Here is a 20,564-nt window from a genome sequence, read left to right on the forward strand (position 1 = left end):
TCGCCGTCTAGAGCCAGTGATTGCGTCGGATGTATGCAACGCATTGTGGCGATTATGCAACAAGTGTGGCCGAGACGGAAATCTTTCGGCGATCGATCCCCTGGAAAGCGCTCGTAAGGGGTTCGTCTAGACCTGCCTGGAGGACTTGTAGACGTTGACGCCGAGTTCGCGAATCTTCTTGCGCAGCGTGTTGCGGTTGAGTCCTAGCAGTTCGGCGGCCTTGATCTGGTTGCCGCGCGTTGCAGTCATAGAGGCGAGGACCAGTGGATACTCGACCTCGGAGAGGATTCGCTGATAGAGGCCGGCCGGCGGCAAGTCGCCGGCAAACGAGGCAAAATAGCGTTGCAGGAAATGCTCCACCGCCTGGCCGATGGAAAGGTCGTCGGGAATGAGGTTGCCGCCACCTGGAACGACAGGCCTTTCGCCAGTCTTCAACTCCGCCTCGATGATCTCGGCGGATATCTCGTCCTGCGAATACAGTGCAGCCAGCCTGCGGATGAGGTTTTCGAGTTCGCGCACGTTGCCAGGCCATGGGTAGCGCTTCATCAGCTCGATGCCGCCGGTGGAAATGCGCTTGGTCTGCAGGCCTTCACTGGCGCCGAGCTTGAAGAAGTGCCGGACGAGGTCCGGAATGTCCTCCGATCGCTCGCGCAGCGCCGGCAGCCTGAGCGGCACAACGTTCAAGCGGTAGAACAGGTCCTCGCGGAAAAGCCCCTGATTGATCAGCGTGCGCAGGTCCTTGTTGGTGGCAGCGACGATGCGCACGTCGGTCTTGATCGGCGTGCGGCCGCCGACCGTGGTGTATTCGCCCTGCTGCAACACACGCAGAAGCCGCGTCTGCGCTTCCATCGGCATATCGCCGATCTCGTCGAGGAACAGCGTGCCGCCTTCGGCCTGCTCGAAACGGCCAGTGGAGCGGCTCTGTGCGCCGGTAAAGGCGCCCTTCTCGTGCCCGAATAGTTCCGATTCGATCAGGTCGCGCGGGATCGCCGCCATGTTGATCGCGACGAAGGGGCCACCACGACGACGGCCATATTCATGCAGCGCGCGCGCCACCAGTTCCTTGCCAGTACCCGATTCGCCTGAGATCATCACCGTCAGGTCGGTCTGCATCATCCGCGCCAGCATGCGGTAGATGTCCTGCATGGCCGCCGAGCGGCCGACCAGCGGCATCGTTTCAGGCGGCTCGTCGGCACGCGTATCGATCTTGGGCCGCCGCGGCTCGGAAAGCGCCCGATTGACGATGTTGAGCAGCTCCGTTAGGTCGAACGGTTTTGGCAGATATTCATAGGCTCCGGTTTCGGAGGCCCGGATCGCCGTCATGAACGTGTTCTGCGCACTCATGACGATGACCGGCAGTTCCGGTCGCGCCTTCTTGATGCGCGGTAGCATGTCGAAGGCGTTCTCGTCAGGCATGACAACGTCGGTGATGACCAGATCCCCCTCGCCCGCGGCCACCCAGCGCCACAGCGTCGAGGCATTGGAGGTGACGCGCACGTCGTGACCGACGCGCGAAAGCGCTTGGTTGAGGACAGTGCGGATGGCCGCATCGTCGTCGGCGACGAGAATATTGCCGCGAATGGTCATTTGCGGTCTCCTTCACCGTCGTCGTCGGTGCCAAACTGGGTTTCTTTCCACGCCGGCATCAGGATGCGGAAGGTGGTCCCGCGCGGCGTCGATTCGCATTCAATGATGCCGCCATGCTCGCCGACGATCTTTGCGACCAGCGCCAGACCGAGACCGGAGCCGTTCGGCTTGGTGGTGATGAAGGGATCGAACAGGATCGGCAGGATATCCTCGGAGACACCCGAACCGTTGTCGCGCACGCAGAATTCCAATGGCAGCGACACCCGGTCCTGCGTTCCGGGCACGGAAACACGGATGCCCGGGCGGAAGGCAGTCGACAGCGTGATCTCGCCCTGCGGATCGCTGCCGATCGCCTCGGCGGCATTTTTTACCAGATTGAGGAACACCTGGATGAGCTGGTCGCGATTGGCAAAAACCGGAGGCAATGATGGATCATAGTCCTCTAATATCTTGATCCGCTTGGCAAAACCGTTCTTGGCGATTGCTTTGACATGGTCGAGCACGACATGGATGTTGACGGGGTAGCGGTCGATCGGCCGCTCGTCCGAAAACACCTCCATGCGGTCGACCAGCGAGACAATGCGGTCGGTCTCGTCGGTGATCAAACGCGTCAGCGCGCGATCCTCGTCGGACGCCGACAGCTCAAGCAGCTGCGCGGCGCCACGAATGCCGGACAGCGGGTTCTTGATCTCATGGGCAAGCATGGCGGCAAGGCCGGTGACCGAGCGCGCCGCACCGCGATGCGTCATCTGCCGGTCGATCTTGTCGGCCATTGAGCGTTCCTGGAACATCACCACGACGGAGCCTGGAAATTCCGTCACCGGCGCGACGTAGAGGTCGACCACCTTCTCGATGCCGAGACGCGGCGACGACACGTCCACCCGGTATTCGTTCACCGGTGCACGGCGCTCGCGCACCTGGTCGACAAGCGTCAGCAGCGGACTGCCGAAAGGAATGAGCTTGTGCAGCGTGTTGCGGGCGAGCATCGTGGCGCTCGAGCGGAAAAAATCCTCGGCATCGGCATTGGCGAAGGTGATGAAGCCTTGCGGATCGACCATGATCACCGGCCGACGAATTGTGTTGAGCACAATATGCGCGGCGTCCGCCATGTCCGTGCTCTGTGTGACGGTGGCGTTCATGCCGCACTCCGCAGATTCGGCGCTTCGGGAGCGCTTGAAAACATGTCGCGCAGCAAGGCAATGACCCGCCCAGGCTCGAAAGACGTGAGGATGGCCTTGCGCCAGTCATCGCTTGTGACGGCATGGCGGTCGAGATACCAGCCGAGATGCTTGCGCGCCTGGCGCAATCCGCTTTCGGCGCCATAGAGCGTCAGCATGTCTTCGTAATGGGCAATGACGTAGTCGGTCAGCGCTTGCGGGCTGTCCGGCATGCCGGATACTGGCTCGGCCAGCGCGGCCGCTACAATGCTGCCGGCAGTCCACGGCGCGCCATAGTGCGCACGGCCGATCATCACCGCGTCGGCGCCGGACTGGTCGAGGATCAAGGCTGCCTCTGCCGGCGAGCCGACATCGCCATTGGCAACCACAGGGATGGAGACGGCCTGCTTGACGCGTGCGATGGCACGCCAGTCGGCCGTGCCCTGATAGAACTGGCAACGTGTGCGGCCGTGCACCGTCACCATCCTGACGCCGGCCTGCTCGGCGCGTCGCGCCAGCATCGGCGCGTTGAGCGCGCTCTCGTCCCAGCCAAGCCGCATCTTGACCGTGACCGGCACGTCGACCGCGCCGACTACCGCTTCGATCAGCGACAGCGCGTGGTCGAGGTCTCGCATCAGTGCCGAACCGGCATAGCCGCCCGTCACCTTCTTGGCCGGACAGCCCATGTTGATGTCGATGATGTCGGCGCCTTCGCCGGCTGCGATTCGTGCGCCCTCGGCCATGTGCACCGCGTCGCGGCCGGCAAGCTGGACCATGTGGACAGGCAGCCCGGAATGACGGATGCGCAGGCCCGAGCCAGCCCTGCCCTTTGCAAGCTCGCCGCTCGCCACCATTTCCGATACAACCAGCCCGGCGCCATGCGCATGGGCGCGCTGCCGGAACGGTTCGTCGGTAATGCCCGACATCGGCGCGAGAAACACGCGGTTGCGGATTCTCACGCCACCCACCTCCAGCGGCGAAGCCAATTTGGTCACATCAGGCATGCACAAAAACCAAGCACCTTCGATTGCTGCACATTCTCTAGCCAGAACGACGGCAATGTGCAACGCGCAATGTCGTGACATTAAGGCGCATTTGGGAAAAATATGGATCGCCGGACGGCATCAATCCTAGGTCTTGTGAAAGCGATACCACTTTTCAGGATCATGCGCTAAGCGTCTCGGCATGAGACATGTCAGCGAAAAGCCAGCTGCCGACGACAAGGTCGCCGTGGTCATCGTTGCTGCCGGGCGCGGCGCGCGCGCGGGGCAGGCCAATGGGCCGAAGCAGTACCAGCAGATTGGCGGCGGCGCCGTTATCGCACGCACGCTCGACGCCTTTCTGACGCATCCGAAAATTGGACCTGTCGTCGTTGCTATCCATGCCGAAGACGGCGCGCTTTTCCGCCGCGCCGCCGGCGCGAACGCCGACCGTGTCGTCGCTCTGATCGGCGGTACGTCACGGCAGGAGTCCGTCCGGCTTGGACTGCTGGCGTTGAGAAGCCATGCGCCGGGCCGGGTCCTGATCCATGATGCGGCTCGGCCGTTTGTCGATGCGGAACTGATAGATCGCACGATCGCCGCCATTGAAGAGCGCCAGGGAGCGCTGCCTGCTTTGCCCGTTGCCGATACGCTGAAGCGCGAAACGGCCGAAGGCATGAGCGGCGAAACAGTGTCCAGGGCCGGGCTCCATGCCGCACAGACACCACAAGGCTTTCCGTTCTGGCCGATCCTGGCCGCGCACGAAAAGGCTCATCAATTGGGCAAGGCGGATTTCACCGACGATGCGGCAATCGCCGAATGGGCGCATATTCCGGTGAAGATCGTTCCCGGCTCGCCGGACAATGTCAAACTGACCTGGGCACGGGATATTGCGATGGCGGATCAGCGGCTTTCCAGCGCCTCACGTTTTCCGGACATCCGAACCGGCAACGGCTACGACGTCCATGCCTTCGAGCCCGGCGACCATGTCACCCTGTGCGGTGTCGCTATTCCGCACGACAGGAAATTGTCCGGCCATTCGGATGCCGATGTCGGCCTGCATGCGTTGACCGACGCGCTGCTCGCCACCTGCGGCGCCGGTGACATCGGCACGCATTTCCCGCCCTCCGACCCGCAGTGGAAAGGGGCCGCTTCACGCATCTTCGTCGAACACGCAGCGAAGCTGGTGCGCGAGCGCGGCGGGCGCATCGCCAACGCCGACATCACATTGGTTTGCGAGGCGCCGCGCGTCGGCCCGCATCGCGAGGCCATGACCGAAACGCTTTCCGCAATGTTGCGAATTTCGCGCGACCGCATCTCGATCAAGGCGACAACCAATGAGAAGCTCGGCTTCGTCGGCCGTGAGGAAGGCATAGCGGCCATCGCGACCGCCAGCGTTGTGTTTCCAGGGGATGTCCCCGAATGAGCAATAGCGATCTCGCAGATGCCCTGCTTCAGGCCTGCCAGCAGCGCGGCATCATGCTGGCGACGGCCGAGAGCTGCACCGGCGGCATGATCATCGCCACGCTGACCGACATTGCCGGCTCTTCCACTGTGGTCGATCGCGGCTTCATCACCTATTCCAACCAGGCCAAGACCGAGATGCTCGGCGTCTCGGCCGCTACACTCGAGGCGAACGGCGCAGTCTCGCGCGAGACTGCGGTGGAGATGGCGGCCGGCGCCTTGGCCCATTCGCGCGCCGGTCTTGCGCTCGCGGTGACCGGCATCGCCGGTCCGGGCGGTGGCTCAGCGGAAAAACCTGTCGGCCTGGTCTGGTTCGGCGTTGCCGTGGCTGGCCGACCGGTGGTCAGCGAATGCCAGCTGTTCGGCGACAAGGGCCGTGATTTCATCCGCCGGGAGACGGTCCGGCATGCGCTTGAACTGGGTCTGCGCGCGCTCGCTGCGGATCAGGCCGCCGATGGCGTGCCGTAGATGATTTCGGCGCGTTTCTCGAACGCCTCGGAGAACATGCGGAAGGCGCGGTCGAACATGGTTCCCATGAGCGCACCCAAAATGCGGCTCTTGAACTCATAGTCGATAAAGAAGCAGACGTTGCAACCACCGCCGTCCGCCGGGTCGAAGCGCCAGACATTGCTCAGATATTTGAACGGGCCGTCGATATATTTGACGTCGATGGCGTTCTCGTCAGGCTTCAGCAGCACCTGCGTGGTGAAAGTCTCGCGGATCGCCTTGTAGCCAATGCTCATGTCGGCGATGAGCAGCGTGCGTCCGTCGCGTTCCTTGCGCGAACGAACCGTAAGTGCCTCGCAAAGCGGCAGGAATTGCGGATAGGATTCGATATCCGCGACCAGAGCGAACATCTGTTCAGGCGTATGCGCGACGCGGCGATGGGCTTCGAATTGTGGCATGAAACCAGTTTGTTAGGCGGACTTCCTGAGAAACGCTTCGCGCGCCGCGCGCAACCTGGCGAAATCGTCGCCGGCATGATGCGACGAGCGCGTCAGCGGGCTCGACGCCACCAGCAGGAAGCCCTTGGTCCGGCCGATCGTCTCGAAAGACTTGAACTCCTCCGGTGTGACAAAGCGGATCACCGGATGGTGCTTCTTCGACGGCTGAAGATATTGGCCGATGGTCATGAAGTCGACATTGGCCGAACGCAGATCGTCCATCAGTTGCAGGATTTCGTTCCGCTCCTCGCCAAGGCCAACCATGATGCCGGACTTGGTGAAGATCGAGGGGTCGAGTTCCTTGACTCGCTGCAAGAGCCTGATCGAGTGGAAATAGCGCGCACCCGGCCGAACCGTCAGATAGTTCGACGGCACGGTCTCGAGATTATGGTTGAAAACGTCCGGCTTGGCCGCCACGACGATCTCCAGTGCACCGTCCTTGCGCAGGAAGTCGGGCGTCAGGATTTCGATCGTCGTCAGAGGCGTTGCCGCCCGGATGGCGCGGATGACCTCGGCAAAGTGCTGAGCTCCGCCATCGGCGAGATCGTCGCGGTCGACTGAGGTGATGACGACATGGCTTAGGCCCATTTGCTTGACGGCGTGTGCGACGCGCGCCGGCTCGTCGGGATCGAGTGCGGTCGGTATACCGGTAGCCACGTTGCAGAACGCGCAGGCGCGCGTGCAGATCTCGCCCATGATCATGAAGGTGGCGTGCTTCTTTTCCCAGCACTCGCCGATGTTGGGGCAACCGGCCTCTTCGCACACCGTCACCAGCTTATGCGACTTCACGATCTCGCGCGTCTCGGCATAGCCTTTCGACATCGGCGCCTTGACGCGGATCCAGTCGGGCTTGCGCAGCACATCCTGGTCGGGCTTGTGCGCCTTTTCGGGATGCCGCAGGCGCGGCGCATTGGCGATCGTGTCGAGGACGGTGACCATATGAAATCCGGTTCATTCGCGATCGCCTGTCCGACGTTCGCTTTCCCAAGTCATCTAGGACTTTTCGCTGCAAAGAAAAAGGCCGCGGCGGCGCATGCCGCCACAGCCGTTTTCGCATGGCATGAGTTCAGCAATTAACGGCGCACCATGCGTCCTACCCAGATCAGCAGGCAGGCACCAATGAAACCGGTGATCAGATAGGCGATCCAGCCGGCGCCGAAGGCGCCGATGTTGAGTGCCTGCAGGATGGCATTCAGCACGATCGCGCCGACGATGCCAAGAATGATGTTCATCAAGATGCCGGTGTTGCTCTTCATGAACATCTCGGCAAACCAGCCTGCCAAACCGCCGATGATGATGGCTGCTACCCAGCCCACGCCGTTCACGTCCATATGCCCTCTCCTGTGGTGATGAATGCATCCGGAAACGAATTACCTTGCCGTCGAGTTCCTTGACATACATGTGTGAGTCTCGCGCAGCCAATTTATCATGCGTTCAGCGCACGGCCATAGGCGTCGAGAACACTCTCCTTCATCATCTCCGACAGCGTCGGGTGCGGGAAGATTGTGTGCATCAGCTCTTCCTCGGTGGTTTCCAGGTTCATAGCCACGACGAAGCCCTGGATCAGTTCGGTTACTTCTGCGCCAACCATGTGGGCACCCAGCAACTGGCCGGTCTTCTTGTCGAAAATGGTCTTGACGAAGCCTTGGTCTTCGCCCAGCGCAATCGCCTTGCCGTTTGCGGCGAACTGGAAGCGGCCGACGCGGATGTCCTTGCCATCGGCTTTCGCTTTGGCTTCCGTCAGTCCGACCGAGGCGACTTGCGGATTGCAATAGGTGCAGCCCGGGATCTTCAGCTTGTCGATGGCATGCACGCCGGCGAAATTGGCAATCTTTTCCACACACACCACGCCCTCATGCTCGGCCTTGTGGGCGAGCATCGGCGGTCCGGCGACATCGCCGATGGCATAGATGCCGGGCACGTTGGTCTTGCCGTAGCCGTCGACGACGATGCAACCGCGTTCGGTCTTCACGCCGAGCGCCTCGAGGCCGAGATTTTCGATATTGCCCTGTACCCCGACGGCTGAAATCATGCGGTCGGCGGTGATCTTCTCGACCTTGCCGTCCTTCATCTCGACATGCGCGGTGACCGAATTGGCGCCCTTCTCGACCTTGGTCACCTTGGCCTCGAGGATGATCTTCATGCCCTGCTTCTCGAACTGCTTTTGCGCAAACTTCGACACTTCGGCGTCCTCGACCGGCATCACAGCCGGCAGCAGTTCAACCACCGTCACCTCTGCGCCCATAGTGCGGTAAAACGAGGCGAACTCGATGCCGATGGCGCCCGAGCCCATCACCAGCAGCGACTTCGGCATCTCTTTCGGCACCATCGCCACGAAATAGGTCCAGATCAACTTGCCGTCCGGCTCGATGCCGGGCAATGCGCGCGGCCTGGCTCCGGTCGCCAGGATGATGTGCTTGGCGGTGTAGGTGCCCTCGCCTTTGACGCCCTTGGGCGCCGGCGGCTGCGGCTCCATCGGCTTCTTCGACGATTTCGACACGACGATCTCGCCGGGTTTCGTCAGTTTGGCTTCGCCCCAGATGACGTCGACCTTGTTCTTCTTCATCAGGAAGCCGACGCCGCCGTTGAGCCGCAGCGAGACCTTTCGCGAGCGATCGACGACGGCGGCGGTGTCGACGCTGACCTTGCCGTCGATCTTCAGGCCGTAATCCTTCAGATGATCCGAATAGTGCATGATCTCGGCCGAGCGCAGCAGCGCTTTGGTCGGAATGCAGCCCCAGTTGAGGCAGATGCCGCCCAAGTGCTCGCGCTCGACAATCGCCGTCTTGAAGCCAAGCTGCGCCGAACGCACTGCAGTGACATAGCCGCCGGGGCCGGAGCCGATGATGATAACGTCGTAGTTCTCAGCCACGGCTTTTCTCCTTCACAATTCCAGCATGACGCGCACGAGCGGCGTCAGCGCTTGCCCGATGCTCCGCGTGTTTTCCGCGTCAAGGTGGACGCCGTCCAGCGGCGTCGTTTCGGCCACCGTGCCCGCATTGAAGAAGCCGCAGCCGGCCTCGTCGGCAAGGGCGGAATATTGCGGCGCCAGCCGCTTTGACGCGTCATCTCCGCCGGCGAACATTTCTTTGAACTCGGCGTTTTCCGTGCGGCTGACTACGGGCGGCGCGACGATCAGGATCTGCGGCGCCGGCCAATCGAACGGGTAATCATGACCGCGCACAATATCGATCAGGCGTTGCACGCCTTGTTTGGCCGCGACCGGATTGCCGTGAATCCACGGCTTCATATCGTTGGCGCCGAGCATGATGACGATCAAATCGATCGGCGCATGAGTCGTCAGGATCGTTGGCAACAGCCTTGCGCCATTGCGGTCCGCTCCGGCCAAGTGATCGTCGAAGGCGGTGGTTCGGCCATTCAGGCCTTCGGCGATGACCTCGACGCCGCTGCCCAATGCCGCCTGCAGCACGCTCGGCCAGCGATCTTCCAGCGGATGTCGGCCGAGGTTTGCCGCGTCATAGCCCCAAGTAAGCGAATCGCCGTAGCAGAGGACCGTCTTCATGTGCCTGCCCCGCCGAAACCTGGTTGCGAGCGCGCCAATCGCCAGCGCACGAAAAGCCACTGGACCAGCACCGTAGCGATGCCCGGCAGGACGAGACCCGCGACTATGGGAAGATCGCCCGACCATTGGCTCTTGCCTGGGGGCTGGGAGAAAGTCCAGCCGATCAGGGAAACTCCAACGAGCACAAAAAACGCTACCCCTATGGTCGCCGTCAGCTTTGTTGCCCGTCGTGGGTCCGACATGAATTGTGCGATGAAGAACGCGACCGTCACGAGGACGGTGACGAGAGCCGAGATCATAAACACAAGGATGTACTCTACGTCGGCATTGGTTGCGACGGCGAGCCACTGCGCCACCAATCCGCCGGCCAAACCGGAAAGAAAGAAGGCAAAAAGGCTGGTGAAGAATTTCCGCACCGCCCTGTTCCCTTCTCTTAGACCAGCATGCCCATCGGGTTTTCGACCATGCGTTTGAAGGCGACGAGCAGCTCGGCGCCGAGCGCACCGTCGACGGCGCGGTGATCGGTCGACAACGTCACCGACATGATCGTGGCGATCTTGATCTCGCCGTTCTTGACCACCGCGCGTTGCTCTCCGGCGCCGACCGCCAGGATCGTCGCATGCGGTGGGTTGATGACGGCAGAAAAATCCTTGATGCCGAACATGCCGAGATTGGACACTGCCGTGGTGCCGCCCTGATATTCTTCCGGCTTCAGCTTGCGGCTGCGGGCGCGGCCGGCAAGATCCTTCATCTCGTTGGAGATAACGGACAGCGTCTTTTCGTCGGCACGCCGGATGATTGGCGTGATCAAGCCGCCGGGGATCGACACTGCAACACCGACATCGGCATGCTTGTGCTTGACCATGGCGTTTTCTGTCCACGACGCATTGGCATCCGGCACCGCCATCAGCGCCATGGCCAGAGCCTTGATGACCATGTCATTGACGGAAAGCTTATAGGCCGGCGTTTCCCCCTTCTCGGTCTTCTTCACCGGGGCGGCCGCATTGATCTGCGTGCGCAGGGCCAGAAGTGCGTCGAGCTCGCAGTCGAGCGTCAGATAGAAATGCGGGATGGTGGTCTTGGCCTCGACCAGCCGCCGCGCAATTGTCTTGCGCATATTGTCGTGGGGGACCAGCTCGTAGGAGCCTTCGGCAAACAGTTTGAGCACCTGCTCGTCGGACATTGGCTTGGGTGCTGCTGCCGCAGGTGCCGGAGCACCGGCGGCCGCTGCTTTTGCTGCTGGTGCCGCCTTGGCGCCGCCACTGGAAATTGCGGCCTCGACATCGGCCCTGACCACGCGACCATGCGGGCCGGAGCCCGTCACCGCCGACACATCGACACCGGCTTCCTTGGCGATGCGGCGGGCCAGCGGCGAGGCGAAGATGCGGCCGTTCGCGGATTGGCTGATCTCCCCCCGTGTGGGGGAGATGGCCGGCAGGCCAGAGGGGGGCGCCTCGCTCCCTGCGGCAGGAGGGACAGCGCCCCCCTCTGTCGACTTCGTCGACATCTCCCCCACGGGTGGGGAGATTGGCGCTTTTTCCTGCTTCGCCTCAGCCTTTGCCGGCGCAGCGCCATCACCGCTTTTGGCGGCAGAAGCAGCATCCTCGCCCTCCGCCGCCAGCACCGCGATCAGCGCATTGACCTTGACGCCTTCAGTGCCGGCCGGAACCACCAGCTTGGCAACCGTGCCTTCGTCGACGGCTTCGACTTCCATCGTTGCCTTGTCGGTCTCGATTTCGGCAATCACGTCGCCCGGCGAAACCTTGTCGCCTTCCTTGACCAACCACTTGGAAAGATTGCCCTCTTCCATCGTGGGCGACAGCGCCGGCATGGTGATGTTGATCGGCATTTTGTCCTCCCGCCCTGCTCAGCGATACGTGACGGCTTTGACCGCCTCGACGACCTCGCCGACATTGGGCAGCGCCAGCTTTTCGAGGTTCGCCGCATAGGGCATCGGCACGTCCTTGCCGGCAATGGTAATGACCGGTGCGTCGAGGAAATCGAAGGCGCGCTGTGAGACCTGATTGGCGATATGGTCGCCGACCGAGTTCTGCGGAAAGCCTTCCTCGACCACCACCAGGCGATTGGTCTTTTTGACCGAGGCGATGATCGTGTCGAAGTCGAGCGGGCGGATAGTGCGCAAGTCGATGATCTCGGCATCGATGCCCATGCCGCGCAACTCCGCCTCCGCCTTGATCGCGTAGGTCATGCCGATGCCGAACGAGACGATGGTCACGTCCTTGCCGGATTTGTGAATGCGCGCCTTGCCGATCGGCAACACGAAATCGTCCATCTTCGGCACGTCGAAGGAGTGGCCGTAAAGGATTTCGTTTTCGAGGAAGATGACCGGGTTCGGATCGCGGATCGCCGCCTTGAGCAGACCCTTGGCGTCGGCGGCGGTATAAGGCATCACCACCTTCAATCCAGGAATATGGCTGTACCAGGCGGCATAGCACTGCGAATGCTGCGCGGCGACGCGGGCAGCAGCGCCGTTCGGGCCGCGAAAGACGATCGGGGCGCCCATCTGGCCGCCGGACATGTAGAGCGTCTTGGCGGCTGAATTGATGATCTGGTCGATCGCCTGCATGGCGAAGTTGAAGGTCATGAATTCGACGATCGGCTTCAGGCCGGCCATCGCCGCGCCAACACCAACGCCGGCAAAGCCGTGCTCGGTGATCGGCGTGTCGACCACGCGTCTCGGACCGAATTCCTGCAACAGGCCTTGTGTGATCTTGTAGGCGCCCTGGTACTCGGCGACTTCCTCGCCCATGACGAAGACGTCGCCGTCGCGGCGCATTTCCTCCGCCATTGCGTCGCGCAACGCTTCACGCACCGTGGTCGAGACCATTTCGGTGCCGGCCGGGATGTCCGGATCGGCGGCAATTTCCAGCTTGGGCGCGGCGGCAACAGGTGTTGCCGCTTCGCTCTTGGCCGGAGCAGCAGCGGGGGCCGGAGCAGCCGCGGGGGCCGGAGCAGCCGCGGGCGCTGCCGCTTGCGACTCGACAGCCTCCTCGCCAATGCCTTCGCCCGCCTCGTCGATGTCTTCGCCATCGAGGGCCAGCACAGCGATCAGCGTGTTGACCTTGACGCCTTCGGTGCCGGCAGGAACCACGATCTTGGCAAGTGTGCCTTCATCGACGGCTTCGACTTCCATCGTTGCCTTGTCGGTTTCGATTTCGGCAATGGCGTCACCGGCTGCGACTTTGTCGCCTTCTTTCTTCAACCACTTGGAAACATTACCCTCTTCCATGGTCGGCGAGAGGGCGGGCATGAGAATTTCGATCGGCATGTCCTTGCCCTCTCGTTAAAGTACGATATCGGTCCAGAGCTCGGACGGATCCGGCTCCGCGTCGTTCTGGGCAAATTCTGCAGCGTCGGCGACAACGTCGCGGACTTCCTTGTCGATGGCCTTGAGCTCGTCCTCGCTTGCCCATTTCTTGTCGAGCAACCGTGCCTTGACCTGTTCGATCGGGTCACGTTCGGAGCGCATTTTCTGCACTTCTTCCTTGGAGCGGTATTTTGCTGGATCCGACATCGAATGGCCGCGGTAGCGGTAGGTCTGCATTTCGAGAATGAGCGGCCCGTTGCCGGCGCGGCACCATTCGGCGGCGAGGTCGCCGGCGGCCTTGACGGCGCGCACATCCATGCCGTCGACCTGGATGCCTGGAATCTTGAAGGAGGCGCCGCGATGCGAAAAATCCGTCTCGGCCGACGAGCGCGAGACCGAGGTGCCCATGGCGTAGCGGTTGTTCTCGATGATGTAGACCACCGGAAGCTTCCATAGCGAGGCCATATTGAAGCTTTCGTAGACCTGGCCCTGATTCGCGGCGCCATCGCCGAAATAGGTCAGCGTCATATTGTTGTTGCCGCGATAGCGGTTGGCGAAGGCAATGCCGGTGCCGAGCGACACTTGCGCGCCGACGATGCCGTGGCCGCCGTAAAAATGCTTCTCCTTGGAGAACATGTGCATGGAGCCGCCCTTGCCTCTCGACAGGCCGCTACGGCGCCCGGTCAGTTCGGCCATGACGCCGCGCGGCGACAACTCCATGGCCAGCATATGGCCATGGTCGCGATAGGCGGTGATCATCTGGTCGCCATCGATCAGCGCCATCTTCATGCCGGTAACGACCGCCTCCTGGCCGATGTAGAGATGGCAGAAACCGCCGATGAAGCCCATGCCGTAAAGCTGGCCGGCCTTTTCCTCGAAGCGGCGGATGAGCAGCATGTGCCGGTAGGCGGCAAGCTCCTGGTCTTTGGTGAATTCAACAGGCTTTGGGGTGGAAAGGCCCATCGTTTTGCCGTCGGATTTGGATTTGGCAGGCGCTTTTCTGGCGGCGGTGGCCATGCATCACTCCCTGTTGGCGTCTCTTGGCGGACAGCGAGGGAGATCAGTTCTCCCACCGATTTGAGGCAGGCTAACATGCAGGGAAGGCTTTCGCCATGCCGAAAACGCATGGCTGTCATGCATCTAAGCGCCTAAAATCATTGCAAATATCGCCGATTAACTGAAATGGCGTTATCTTGCGACCGGCAGCATGATGGTGATCTCGTCGGCATGGGACAGATTGAGCGCCTTGCGCGCCTGCTCGTCCAGCATGTCCTTCTCGAGCGTGCCCTCATGCATCAGCTGGACGCGGCGCTCCAGGTCGATCCGACGTGCCTTGACGGCATCAAGCCTGCCCTGCAATGCGACAGTCTCGGCTTCGAGCCGATACTTGGAATAGATGCCGAACTCGCCATGATAGGCATGGAAGCCGAAATAGGTCAGGAACACCACGCAGAGCGAGGGGATGATCAGCCGGCCGGTGTTTCTTTGCTTGTGCTGGCGTGTCCACATGGTCCGAATCCTCTGCGCCGCCTTTGTCGCCCGATTGTGCTTAATGGACGGTTACGGATTGCTGGATTCGGAGCCCTGAAAGCAAAAGGGCGGGAATGTCCCCGCCCTCGCTCGCTCGGATTTTCTGTCGAAAATCAGCTTTTAACGATCGACTTGCCGGCATACCGCGCCTGCTTGCCGAGTTCCTCTTCGATGCGGATGAGCTGGTTGTACTTGGCCATGCGGTCCGAGCGTGACAGCGAGCCAGTCTTGATCTGCCCGCAATTGGTGGCAACGGCGAGGTCGGCGATGGTCGAATCCTCGGTCTCGCCCGAGCGGTGCGACATCACCGCGGTATAGCCGGCCTTGTGCGCGGTCTCGACGGCGTCGAGCGTTTCGGTAAGCGAGCCGATCTGGTTGACCTTGACCAGGATCGAATTGGCGACACCCATGCGGATGCCGTCGCGCAACCGCGCCGTGTTGGTGACGAACAGATCGTCGCCAACCAGCTGCGTTTGCTTGCCGATGAGGTCGGTCAGCATTTTCCAGCCGTCCCAGTCGTCCTCGGCCAGGCCGTCCTCGATGGTGATGATCGGGTAGTCGGCAGCGAGCTTGGCCAGATATTTGGCTTGCGCCTTCGGGTCGCGGGTCTTCTTCTCGCCTTCATAGACGTAGTTGCCGTCCTTGAAGAACTCGGTCGCCGCGCAGTCGAGTCCGAGTGCGACCTCCTCGCCTGGCCTGAAGCCGGCCTTCTCGATCGATTCCATAATGAAGTCGAGCGCGGCCGGCGCGCTTTTCAGGTTGGGGGCAAAGCCGCCCTCGTCGCCGACATTGGTGTTATGGCCGGCATCCTTCAGCCTCTTCCGCAGCGTGTGGAATATCTCCGAGCCCCAGCGCACGCCATCGCGCAGCGTCGGCGCGCCGATCGGCAGAATCATGAATTCCTGGAAATCGATCGGGTTGTCGGCATGCGCACCGCCGTTGATGATGTTCATCATCGGCACCGGCAGCACATGCGCCTTGGTGCCGCCGACATAACGGTAGAGCGGCAGGCCGGCCGCTTCGGCCGCGGCCTTGGCCACGGCCAGCGACACACCGAGAATGGCATTGGCGCCGAGCCGGCTCTTGTTGGGCGTACCATCGAGCTCGATCATGGTTTGGTCGATGTGGATCTGATTCTCGGCCTCCATGCCGCCGATCGCCTCGAACAGCTCGCCGTTCACTGCCTCAACCGCCCTGAGCACGCCCTTGCCGAGATAGCGGGGGCCGCCGTCGCGCAGTTCGACCGCCTCATGCGCGCCGGTCGATGCGCCGGACGGCACCGCGGCGCGGCCCATTGAGCCGTCTTCGAGCACGACGTCGACCTCGACGGTCGGATTTCCGCGGCTGTCCAGGATTTCACGCCCGACAATGTCGATGATGGCCGTCATTGCGATGTCCCCGATTGATCGATTGAAGCGTCGCGCACCTCTTAGCCAAAGCGCTGCAAAACGCAATCGGGGCACTTGCAAATATTGCCCGTGCGCCCATTGCCGCTCTTGGGATTCACGAAGCACAAAGCGCTGTCATCATTTGTCATGCGCGGCATGCCGGTTTCTGGTTTATGGCTGTTGTCGCGCGGGGCGAAACAGGAGGAGTTTCGCCATGTCCCAGTTGAGCGGTATTGTGAGTTTGTTCCTGATTGCGGCTGCGTTCCTGACGTCGTGCGACAATCAGCAACCCCCGCAGGGATCGTCGCCTTTGCCGGCCCTGCAAATTGCGCAGTAGCATTCCGCCACATCGAAAGGCCCCCGATTTCCCGGGGGCCTTTTTGATTCCAGGAGACTTAGTCAGTGCCAGTAAGGCTCGACCTTGTAGTAGTTGTATGAGGCGTCACGTGCAGCCTCGCCGTCGGCGCCGGTCAGCTCGTTGATCGAGTAGGAAGGAGCGGCCATCAGCTGGTCTTTGGTGAACGGCACGACATAGCCACCCCTGTTCTCATCATAATCAAGGCTCGCCCACGGAATGGCGTGGTATTTCTCGCCAATGCCGAGAAATCCGCCAAAACCGATCACGGCGAACATGATTCCGTTCGACAATTTGTCGAGCATGACGTCCTCAATGTCGCCGATATGAGTGCCTTCCGTGTTGTAGACCGATGTGCCGATAACCCGCGAAGCGGCAATGGCTTCGGTGTGTCCCGTCTGGGTCGTCATGGTGTGCTCCTCGTCGTCGTTGACATTAGATTTTGACAATGAGGGCCGCGGGCTAAGGTTCCAGACAGGTTCGAAATTCTTCAAAGTTTTCTTGGCGACGCTGCTGTGGCGCAACTGCTGGTTCAACCCACGCTCTTGGCGATGCGATCGAACGCCATCAGCCGTTCAAGCAATGCGGGAAGATCCTTTAGCGGCACCATGTTGGGGCCGTCGGAAGGCGCGTTGTCGGGGTCCTGGTGCGTCTCGATGAAGACGCCGGCGACGCCAACCGCGACAGCCGCGCGCGCCAGCGTCTCGACAAAGCGCCGGTCGCCCCCAGACGAACCGCCCTGCCCGCCCGGCTGCTGCACCGAATGAGTGGCATCGAAAATGACCGGCGCGCCGATCTCGGCCATGATCGGCAGCGCCCTCATGTCGGACACCAAGGTGTTGTAACCAAAGGATGCGCCGCGCTCGGTCACCAAGACATTGGCGTTGCCGGAGCCGGTGATCTTGGCGACGACGTTCTTCATGTCCCATGGCGCGAGGAATTGGCCCTTCTTTACATTGACCACCTTGCCGGTTCTTGCCGCAGCAATCAGCAAATCGGTCTGCCGGCTGAGGAAGGCAGGAATCTGCAGAATGTCGACATGCGGCGCGACGATCGCGCATTGTTCCTCAGTGTGGACGTCGGTCAGGATCGGCAGCGAAAAATTCTTGCGCAAATCGTCGAAGATCGGCATTGCCGCTTCAAGTCCCGCACCGCGCGTGCCGCCAAGCGAGGTGCGATTGGCCTTGTCGTAGCTGGTCTTGTAGACGAGCCCGATGCCGAGCCGTTCGGTCAATTCCTTCAGCGCACCGGCCATGTCGAAAGCGTGCTGCCGCGATTCCAGCTGGCATGGACCGGCGATCAGCGATAGGGGCGCGCTGTTGCCGAAAATGACCTTTCCGATCGCAACGGGAGAATTTGGCATCAGAGGATTGAGCTTGTTCATGCGATCTCCCGGAAAATGAAGGCCGCGCCCTGCCCTGGCGCCGGCGGCACGATGATATCACCGCCGCGTATGTCGTGTTTGACGGAATTGGCTGCAAGCAGCTTTGCGACGGTGTCGCAGTGCCTAATCGAAAAGACGATCCCAGCAAAGCGGAGTTCAGACGGCGCGCCGGCGGGAATGCCGAAGCGTGCCGCAAAGGCTGCAGGATCCAGAACGGTCACAGCGGCATTCGGCCGCTTATAGACAGTGCCGCTCTGCGCCTCCATCCCGGCTGCGATCGAAATCACATGGCCTTGTTCGGAAGGTTCGCGGCTGACTGCCACGACTTCGACAATGCCGGTTGCGCCATTAGCGTGGGCCTGCAAAGCGGTGCGGTCGACCTTCGGCGCATTGATCCGTTCGCAGGCGAAGAGAAAAGCGTCCGTTGCCTTGCCTAGAGCCGCGAAGGCAAGCTTGAATGATGCGGTGTCGCTCTTTCCTGTCGCATCAGCGAAGGCGCGCGAAAAGCTGAGCATGTCTCCCGCCGACAGTCCGGCTTCGATGAAGCGCGCGTGGTCCGCGACGGCGCTTTCGGTGCCCAGCACCACGGCAGAAAATCCTTCATCACCGTTTCTTTCGCGATAGGTGTGATCCCGCGCGACAAAGACATTGCGGTTCGCGATCGCCGTTGCCACGGCCTGTCGGTCGGCGACCGCGAGCGGCTCGAGATAGGTACCGTCGGTGAGGAAGACACAACAGTTTTCCGTTCCGAAGGGATGGATACCCGTCGGCGCAACGGTAAAGCCGAGCAAGGTCAAGCGCGCCCGCGCAACATCGAGGCTCGCGGTCGGCAACACCAGGTGATCGAGCGGATGAGGGCTTGCGGGGGTGTTCTCGGTCATGTCCCGCGCGGTGTGCCTCATTCCTGAAAATGGTTCAAGGGCTTAGCCGGCACCTCGGCGGCGATCGCAGTGCCCGGCCGCGAGGAGCCGACTTGCCGCCGTCAAAAATCATCCTAGCTCATTGCCAGGGGAAGAGACCTTTTCATTGCCCTGGCCGTTATTGCGATAGCAGTTATCGCCGTGCTGATCTGGAACGCGCCAAAGCGGCCGGGCGTCGATCCGACCGAGACCTCCGCGGCTCAGACGGAATGAATCGGGCTGCGGCGCGGCCCCGCTCCGCGACGTGAAATCTGCCTTGGGGGCGGTCAACTTGCGACGATATCGGCCGAATAACGCAATTCGCGCAGCGGTTTTACCCGGCTGGTGGTCTCTGCATAGAGCGGATGCGCCTTGTAGGCGGCGAGCGCTGCCTCGTCTTCGAACTCGGCGTAGACGACCACATCGATTTCGTCCGAGAGCGGATCGACCTTGGTGTTGAGCGTCACCTCGAAACGGCGCGAGTGAGGTATCTTGCCAAGCGCCAGCAGACCCGTACGCACTGCCTCGACGTCCACTTTACGCCGCGCGCTGAAGAAAACGATATGCCGGATCAACCCAGCCTCCTCGACCGTTGGACCGGCGTTCTTTTGTGTCAGCGGGAGCGTGCCGTCAATCGGCAGGATGTCGCGTCGGCGAACCGTGGCGAAGAAGAGAAACTACACCATACTGGTTACATAGTGCACGACGCGCGTCACCTCCCTGATGGTCCTGTCGAGGTAGCGGCCTTGGTTGTAAATGCCGTCCCAGATCAGGAAAAAGGTGACGGCCGTGATGACGATGACATAACGCATGGCTAAAACTAGCGCATATGGGTGGTTGCAACCATAGTGATTCCGGCCCTGCTGGGACCCTTCCCGAATTTTAACGGCCTTTGGTCTGTCTGCCGCAATGCTTGCTGGCCAAACTGGCGATACCGCTGCCGGCGGCTTGGAAAGATAACCCCGCTCGGCTTCGACGACCGCTTCAGGAATCATACCATGCGCAAACGGACGATCTCCCTCGTTGCAATTCTTGTCGCTGCAGGCGGCATCTGGCTCAACAACACCTCGCTGCTGTCGAGCCGGCCGGCCGGCACCCCTTCGGTGCTTGCCCATCGCGGCCTGGCTCAGGATTTCGACCGTACGAACCTCGGATCGGAAACATGCACGGCCGATCGCATGCTGACGCCGCGCCATTCCTTCCTCGAAAACACGATTCCCTCGATGGAAGCCGCCTTCGCGCTCGGTGCGGACGCGCTCGAACTCGATGTCCATCCCACTACGGACGGCACGTTCGCCGTCTTCCACGACTGGACGCTGGATTGTCGTACCAACGGCAAGGGAGAAACGCGCCGCCATGCGATGTCCGAATTGAAGACGCTCGATATCGGTTATGGCTACACTGCCGATGGCGGCAAGACCTTTCCGTTTCGCGGCAAGGGTGTCGGCATCATGCCGTCGCTGGATGAAGTCTTGCAGCGCTTCCCGAACCGGCGTTTCAATATCAACATCAAAAGCAACGATCCCAAGGAAGGCGAGATGCTGGCCGCCTGGCTCGCCATATTGACGCCGGCCGAGCGCGCCAATCTGACGGTCTATGGCGGCGACAGGCCTATAGAAGCAGTGAAGGCAGCGTTGCCGGACATGCATACGCTGAGCCGCGCATCCCTGACGCGCTGCATTCTTCGCTATGCTGCGCTCGGCTGGAGTGGCTACGTTCCGGATGCCTGCCGCCAGGGCACCTTGCTCATCCCCGTCAATGTCGCAAAGTGGATGTGGGGCTGGCCCGCCCGTTTTCTCGACCGTATGGACAGCGTCGGCAGCCGCGTCTACCTGCTCGGTCCCTATTCCGGCGGCGGCTTTTCACAAGGCCTCGACGACCCCGCCTCGATCGACCAACTGCCGGACGATTATTCCGGTGGGATTTCGACGGATGCGCTGGATCTGGTCATGCCTGCCGTCAAGCGGCGTTTCGCACCACCTGCCTGAAGAAGCTGCCTGCCTCAAACGGATCGGCCGTATCGGG

22 protein-coding genes are annotated in these 20,564 nt (G+C 61.6%); 3 read left to right on the forward strand and 19 right to left on the reverse strand.

Annotated elements, in window-relative coordinates:
• Positions 1-126: 126 nt before the first annotated feature.
• From ntrC to dusB, 3 genes are read right to left on the reverse strand one after another with little or no spacing between them, the layout of a single operon-like run.
• Positions 127-1,587, reverse strand: coding sequence for a nitrogen regulation protein NR(I) (gene ntrC / locus NKH63_RS15875; protein WP_023717576.1), 1,461 nt, complete (start codon positions 1,585-1,587; stop codon positions 127-129).
• Entirely contained in the window at positions 1,584-2,726 is a 1,143-nt protein-coding gene (locus NKH63_RS15880; protein ID WP_352482541.1) for a two-component system sensor histidine kinase NtrB, read from the reverse strand. Before NKH63_RS15880 ends, ntrC begins: the two co-directional genes overlap by 4 nt.
• The gene (gene dusB, locus NKH63_RS15885; protein ID WP_023717574.1) at positions 2,723-3,748 is read right to left on the reverse strand and encodes a tRNA dihydrouridine synthase DusB; all 1,026 of its coding nucleotides are present in this window, start codon (positions 3,746-3,748) and stop codon (positions 2,723-2,725) included. The genes NKH63_RS15880 and dusB overlap by 4 nt, the downstream gene beginning before the upstream one ends.
• A gap of 181 nt (positions 3,749-3,929) precedes the next feature.
• Between dusB and NKH63_RS15890 the strand changes: the two genes are divergently transcribed.
• Entirely contained in the window at positions 3,930-5,150 is a 1,221-nt protein-coding gene (locus NKH63_RS15890; RefSeq protein WP_352482539.1) for a bifunctional 2-C-methyl-D-erythritol 4-phosphate cytidylyltransferase/2-C-methyl-D-erythritol 2,4-cyclodiphosphate synthase, read from the forward strand.
• On the forward strand, positions 5,147-5,656 hold the full coding sequence (locus tag NKH63_RS15895) for a CinA family protein (RefSeq protein WP_023717572.1): 510 nt from the start codon (positions 5,147-5,149) through the stop codon (positions 5,654-5,656). The genes NKH63_RS15890 and NKH63_RS15895 overlap by 4 nt, the downstream gene beginning before the upstream one ends.
• On the opposite strand, the gene NKH63_RS15900 is transcribed toward NKH63_RS15895, so the two are convergent.
• The 16 genes from NKH63_RS15900 to NKH63_RS15975 form a co-directional block, all read right to left on the reverse strand.
• Positions 5,632-6,093 (reverse strand): type II toxin-antitoxin system RatA family toxin, encoded by a 462-nt coding sequence (locus tag NKH63_RS15900; RefSeq protein ID WP_023717571.1) that lies wholly within the window; start codon positions 6,091-6,093, stop codon positions 5,632-5,634. The two genes, NKH63_RS15895 and NKH63_RS15900, sit on opposite strands and share 25 nt — an antisense overlap.
• 12 nt (positions 6,094-6,105) lie before the next feature.
• Positions 6,106-7,071, reverse strand: coding sequence for a lipoyl synthase (lipA, locus tag NKH63_RS15905; RefSeq protein WP_023717570.1), 966 nt, complete (start codon positions 7,069-7,071; stop codon positions 6,106-6,108).
• A gap of 134 nt (positions 7,072-7,205) precedes the next feature.
• Positions 7,206-7,463: a GlsB/YeaQ/YmgE family stress response membrane protein gene (locus NKH63_RS15910; RefSeq protein WP_023717568.1), complete on the reverse strand. Its 258-nt coding sequence runs from the start codon at positions 7,461-7,463 to the stop codon at positions 7,206-7,208.
• Positions 7,464-7,558: 95 nt separating this feature from the next.
• Entirely contained in the window at positions 7,559-9,004 is a 1,446-nt protein-coding gene (gene lpdA / locus NKH63_RS15915; RefSeq protein WP_352918096.1) for a dihydrolipoyl dehydrogenase, read from the reverse strand.
• A gap of 12 nt (positions 9,005-9,016) precedes the next feature.
• On the reverse strand, positions 9,017-9,655 hold the full coding sequence (locus NKH63_RS15920; RefSeq protein WP_023717566.1) for an SGNH/GDSL hydrolase family protein: 639 nt from the start codon (positions 9,653-9,655) through the stop codon (positions 9,017-9,019).
• The gene (locus NKH63_RS15925; protein ID WP_023717565.1) at positions 9,652-10,071 is read right to left on the reverse strand and encodes a hypothetical protein; all 420 of its coding nucleotides are present in this window, start codon (positions 10,069-10,071) and stop codon (positions 9,652-9,654) included. The genes NKH63_RS15920 and NKH63_RS15925 overlap by 4 nt, the downstream gene beginning before the upstream one ends.
• A 17-nt stretch (positions 10,072-10,088) precedes the next feature.
• On the reverse strand, positions 10,089-11,504 hold the full coding sequence (locus NKH63_RS15930; protein WP_023717564.1) for a pyruvate dehydrogenase complex dihydrolipoamide acetyltransferase: 1,416 nt from the start codon (positions 11,502-11,504) through the stop codon (positions 10,089-10,091).
• 18 nt (positions 11,505-11,522) lie between these two features.
• The gene (locus tag NKH63_RS15935; protein WP_352482537.1) at positions 11,523-12,944 is read right to left on the reverse strand and encodes a pyruvate dehydrogenase complex E1 component subunit beta; all 1,422 of its coding nucleotides are present in this window, start codon (positions 12,942-12,944) and stop codon (positions 11,523-11,525) included.
• 15 nt (positions 12,945-12,959) lie between these two features.
• Entirely contained in the window at positions 12,960-14,000 is a 1,041-nt protein-coding gene (gene pdhA, locus NKH63_RS15940) for a pyruvate dehydrogenase (acetyl-transferring) E1 component subunit alpha (protein WP_502895946.1), read from the reverse strand.
• A gap of 171 nt (positions 14,001-14,171) precedes the next feature.
• Positions 14,172-14,492, reverse strand: coding sequence for an FtsB family cell division protein (locus tag NKH63_RS15945; RefSeq protein WP_352482536.1), 321 nt, complete (start codon positions 14,490-14,492; stop codon positions 14,172-14,174).
• A 134-nt stretch (positions 14,493-14,626) separates the two neighbouring features.
• Complete coding sequence (eno, locus tag NKH63_RS15950) at positions 14,627-15,901, reverse strand: phosphopyruvate hydratase (protein WP_023717560.1); 1,275 nt, start codon at positions 15,899-15,901, stop codon at positions 14,627-14,629.
• Positions 15,902-16,300: 399 nt separating this feature from the next.
• Entirely contained in the window at positions 16,301-16,666 is a 366-nt protein-coding gene (locus tag NKH63_RS15955) for a PRC-barrel domain-containing protein (protein WP_023717559.1), read from the reverse strand.
• 122 nt (positions 16,667-16,788) lie between these two features.
• Positions 16,789-17,640, reverse strand: coding sequence for a 3-deoxy-8-phosphooctulonate synthase (gene kdsA, locus NKH63_RS15960; RefSeq protein ID WP_352482534.1), 852 nt, complete (start codon positions 17,638-17,640; stop codon positions 16,789-16,791).
• Entirely contained in the window at positions 17,637-18,521 is an 885-nt protein-coding gene (locus NKH63_RS15965; RefSeq protein ID WP_352482533.1) for a VOC family protein, read from the reverse strand. The genes kdsA and NKH63_RS15965 overlap by 4 nt, the downstream gene beginning before the upstream one ends.
• A gap of 305 nt (positions 18,522-18,826) precedes the next feature.
• Positions 18,827-19,114, reverse strand: a complete 288-nt coding sequence (locus NKH63_RS15970; RefSeq protein ID WP_023717556.1) for a Dabb family protein — start codon at positions 19,112-19,114, stop codon at positions 18,827-18,829.
• Between the two features lie 102 nt (positions 19,115-19,216).
• Positions 19,217-19,351, reverse strand: a complete 135-nt coding sequence (locus NKH63_RS15975) for a hypothetical protein (protein WP_352482532.1) — start codon at positions 19,349-19,351, stop codon at positions 19,217-19,219.
• A gap of 186 nt (positions 19,352-19,537) precedes the next feature.
• On the opposite strand from NKH63_RS15975, the gene NKH63_RS15980 reads away from it, so the two are divergent.
• On the forward strand, positions 19,538-20,527 hold the full coding sequence (locus NKH63_RS15980) for a glycerophosphodiester phosphodiesterase family protein (protein ID WP_352482530.1): 990 nt from the start codon (positions 19,538-19,540) through the stop codon (positions 20,525-20,527).
• Positions 20,528-20,564 lie beyond the last annotated feature (37 nt).

The organism is Mesorhizobium sp. M0960 (assembly GCF_040319055.1).
Lineage (GTDB): Bacteria > Pseudomonadota > Alphaproteobacteria > Rhizobiales > Rhizobiaceae > Mesorhizobium.

What these genes read in the sequence shown, in the direction of transcription:
- ntrC (WP_023717576.1), bottom strand. Translation starts at nt 1,587, where the DNA reads ATGACCATTCGCGGCAATATTCTCGTCGCCGACGACGATGCGGCCATC.
- NKH63_RS15880 (WP_352482541.1), bottom strand. Translation starts at nt 2,726, where the DNA reads ATGAACGCCACCGTCACACAGAGCACGGACATGGCGGACGCCGCGCAT.
- dusB (WP_023717574.1), bottom strand. Translation starts at nt 3,748, where the DNA reads ATGCCTGATGTGACCAAATTGGCTTCGCCGCTGGAGGTGGGTGGCGTG.
- NKH63_RS15890 (WP_352482539.1), top strand. Translation starts at nt 3,930, where the DNA reads ATGAGACATGTCAGCGAAAAGCCAGCTGCCGACGACAAGGTCGCCGTG.
- NKH63_RS15895 (WP_023717572.1), top strand. Translation starts at nt 5,147, where the DNA reads ATGAGCAATAGCGATCTCGCAGATGCCCTGCTTCAGGCCTGCCAGCAG.
- NKH63_RS15900 (WP_023717571.1), bottom strand. Translation starts at nt 6,093, where the DNA reads ATGCCACAATTCGAAGCCCATCGCCGCGTCGCGCATACGCCTGAACAG.
- lipA (WP_023717570.1), bottom strand. Translation starts at nt 7,071, where the DNA reads ATGGTCACCGTCCTCGACACGATCGCCAATGCGCCGCGCCTGCGGCAT.
- NKH63_RS15910 (WP_023717568.1), bottom strand. Translation starts at nt 7,463, where the DNA reads ATGGACGTGAACGGCGTGGGCTGGGTAGCAGCCATCATCATCGGCGGT.
- NKH63_RS15920 (WP_023717566.1), bottom strand. Translation starts at nt 9,655, where the DNA reads ATGAAGACGGTCCTCTGCTACGGCGATTCGCTTACTTGGGGCTATGAC.
- NKH63_RS15930 (WP_023717564.1), bottom strand. Translation starts at nt 11,504, where the DNA reads ATGCCGATCAACATCACCATGCCGGCGCTGTCGCCCACGATGGAAGAG.
- NKH63_RS15935 (WP_352482537.1), bottom strand. Translation starts at nt 12,944, where the DNA reads ATGCCGATCGAAATTCTCATGCCCGCCCTCTCGCCGACCATGGAAGAG.
- pdhA (WP_502895946.1), bottom strand. Translation starts at nt 14,000, where the DNA reads ATGGCCACCGCCGCCAGAAAAGCGCCTGCCAAATCCAAATCCGACGGC.
- NKH63_RS15945 (WP_352482536.1), bottom strand. Translation starts at nt 14,492, where the DNA reads ATGTGGACACGCCAGCACAAGCAAAGAAACACCGGCCGGCTGATCATC.
- eno (WP_023717560.1), bottom strand. Translation starts at nt 15,901, where the DNA reads ATGACGGCCATCATCGACATTGTCGGGCGTGAAATCCTGGACAGCCGC.
- NKH63_RS15955 (WP_023717559.1), bottom strand. Translation starts at nt 16,666, where the DNA reads ATGACGACCCAGACGGGACACACCGAAGCCATTGCCGCTTCGCGGGTT.
- kdsA (WP_352482534.1), bottom strand. Translation starts at nt 17,640, where the DNA reads ATGAACAAGCTCAATCCTCTGATGCCAAATTCTCCCGTTGCGATCGGA.
- NKH63_RS15965 (WP_352482533.1), bottom strand. Translation starts at nt 18,521, where the DNA reads ATGACCGAGAACACCCCCGCAAGCCCTCATCCGCTCGATCACCTGGTG.
- NKH63_RS15975 (WP_352482532.1), bottom strand. Translation starts at nt 19,351, where the DNA reads ATGCGTTATGTCATCGTCATCACGGCCGTCACCTTTTTCCTGATCTGG.
- NKH63_RS15980 (WP_352482530.1), top strand. Translation starts at nt 19,538, where the DNA reads ATGCGCAAACGGACGATCTCCCTCGTTGCAATTCTTGTCGCTGCAGGC.